At 66.5% G+C, this 2,290-nt stretch carries 4 protein-coding genes; 1 reads left to right on the top strand and 3 read right to left on the bottom strand.

Going from position 1 to position 2,290, the window contains the following annotated elements; all coding sequences use genetic code 11:
- Positions 1 to 663: hemerythrin domain-containing protein (locus tag BN4332_RS24605; protein ID WP_066902098.1), on the bottom strand; the 663-nt coding region annotated here is incomplete at its 3' end.
- Between the two features lie 75 nt (positions 664 to 738).
- Between BN4332_RS24605 and BN4332_RS24610 the strand changes: the two genes are divergently transcribed.
- Complete coding sequence (locus BN4332_RS24610; RefSeq protein ID WP_066902099.1) at positions 739 to 1,554, top strand: DUF5718 family protein; 816 nt, start codon at positions 739 to 741, stop codon at positions 1,552 to 1,554.
- Here BN4332_RS24610 and BN4332_RS24615 read toward each other — a convergent pair.
- Positions 1,551 to 1,889 (bottom strand): hypothetical protein, encoded by a 339-nt coding sequence (locus BN4332_RS24615; RefSeq protein WP_066902096.1) that lies wholly within the window; start codon positions 1,887 to 1,889, stop codon positions 1,551 to 1,553. The two genes, BN4332_RS24610 and BN4332_RS24615, sit on opposite strands and share 4 nt — an antisense overlap.
- The coding region (locus tag BN4332_RS24620) for a Rieske (2Fe-2S) protein (protein WP_160110929.1) at positions 1,886 to 2,290 on the bottom strand (405 nt) is incomplete at its 5' end. The genes BN4332_RS24615 and BN4332_RS24620, both read right to left, overlap by 4 nt.

Below are 2,290 nucleotides of genomic sequence, written 5' to 3' on the forward strand. Positions count from 1 at the left end.
GCGGTAGCGCATCGCGACGACGGCAAGCACGATCCGCAGACCGATCCCGCCGCGCCCGACCAGCTGGGCGCGCTCGTCGTTGGTCATCACCGCCAGGGCGCGTGGGCCCTCGAACCACAGCCGGCCGCCCGCCCTGGCCGTCGCCTCCACGGCGGTCCAATCCGCGACCGACACGTGCTCGGTGATCAGCGGGAACACGTCGTGTTCCTCTTCCTCGATGTGCTCGGTGAGCAGCGCCGACAGTTCGGCCAGTTCGATGACCATCAGGGCGGCGATGTGCCGATCGCCCATCGACAGCCGGAAGGCGGCGGCCCTGGCCCGCAACTGGTCCAACCGGGGGTCCAGGGCGGCGTGGTCCTCGGTCAGTTCACTCAGGTCGAGATGGCTGCCGACACTGGCCTGGATCACCGGCCACAACACGGTGTCCTCGGTGCTGTGGTGGTGATGGATGGACTCGCACAGCAGTTCGACGTACCGCGAGATGGCCCGCGCCCGGCCGGGCGTGCAGATCACGTCACGATCGCGCACCGCGATGGCCAGATCGATGAGCCGGCGCAGGTCAGCCAGCATGGCGCGATGCGCCACCGTGATGCCGAGCAGGTCCGGTTCGGGGTCGCCGGACTGGCGGGGTACGACGGTGATTCGGGGCGCTGCGGTGGGCATGGCGTAGAGCCTGGCCCCGCGGACTTAAGGGCGACTTGTCACCGGCTTGTGGTGGCCGAAGTAGGGTTGGCAATCATGATCGACATCGACCTCGGCGAAGTGCGGAACTGGTTCGGCTTCGGGGTGGCGGGCAACTTTGCGGGACACCTCGAACAAGCGGGTGAGGCGGGCGATTTCGTCAAGGTCGTGACCGAAGGGTACGCGCCCAAGGGCATCTTCCCGTGGTACGCGCCGGGGCGCGACGACTTCCTCGGCGAGTTCCCGCTGTCCACCGACGCGATCCTGCTGCCGGAGCCCGGCGAGGTTGACGGACCGCTGAACCTGCAGATCGAACCCGAAGTCGGCGTGGCCTGCCACGTCGTGTGGAACGGCGACACGGTCGCGCGGCTGGAGCCCTTCGCGCTGGGCGCCTTCAACGACTGCTCGATCCGCAGGCCGGGCGCGCCCAAGATCAGCTACAAGAAGAACTGGGGTCCGGCGTCGAAAGGCGTTGCACCGCAGTTCTTCGAGATCAGCGATCTGACGCCGGACGGGCCGACCGCCGACATGCGGCTGGTGTGCTACCTGCGGGAGGACAGCGGCCAGCAGCACGCGTACGGCGTGGATTCGCCGCTGGTGGGCTACTCGTATTACGGCGAGGTGCTGCTGGATTGGATCGTCGAGCGGTTGGCCAACCAGAAGGGTTCGGCGGACACGCCGTTGGAGGATGTCGGCGCCCTGATGGTGGCCAGCGGGCATCCCGAGAACGTGCTGATCGGCATCGGGGCCACCCGCTACACCCCGCTGGGTGAGTCCACCTATCTCAAGGCCGGGGACGAGGCCATCGTCCGGGTCTACGACAGTGCTTCGAGTGCGGCCTCCGAGTTGCGGCAGGTCGTTTCGGCCCGTTAGCGGCCGAGCAACTCGTCGAGCACCGCGATGAACTCGGTGGGCCGCTGCGGTGTGAAGGCCGGATCGAGATGAGTTCCGTTGACCTTCAAGATGATCAGCGTCGACTTGGTGGGGCGCCAGACATCCAGCGGTAGCCAGCGGCGCAGATCGCTGCTGCCCCAGATGCGGAACCGGTTGACGAACAGGCCGAGCGACTCGGCCTGGTAGCCGCGGATGTCGCGCAGCGGGATCACCTTCGAGGTGCCGGACGGAAAGTGGTACCGGCGCAGTGTGATCGCCTCACGATCCAGCTGGATCATGCCGTCGTCGTAGTACTGCCGCGGCCCGGCGGTCATGACGTGCTGCCCGGCGCTGTCTGCTCTTGGCGTGCGGAGCGCAATTCGTGGCCCTTGGTGGTGAGGCATTTGCCGTTGTCGAGGTTCCATTGCCAGCCGTGCAGGTTGCAGGTGAGGGTGTTTCCTTCGACGACACCGAATTTGGACAGGTCGGCTTTGAGGTGTGGGCAGCGGCGCTGGATTTCCCAGCCGTCGAGGGTGATCGAGGAGGAATCGTCGTGGGCCTCGGCGAACCAGCCGTCGGCGTAGGCGATGCGTTCATCGGTTAGGCATTTGAAGAATGTGTAGAGGTATTCGTTGTATCCGCCGACCCGCCAGGCCTTGAACCGGGTGGACAGGAAGATGGTGTTGACCCAGTCGGGTTCGTTGTCGCGCAGCACGGTGCGCACCAGTTCGGGGGC

Source organism: Mycolicibacterium houstonense, assembly GCF_900078665.2.
In the GTDB taxonomy this organism is placed as follows: domain Bacteria; phylum Actinomycetota; class Actinomycetes; order Mycobacteriales; family Mycobacteriaceae; genus Mycobacterium; species Mycobacterium houstonense.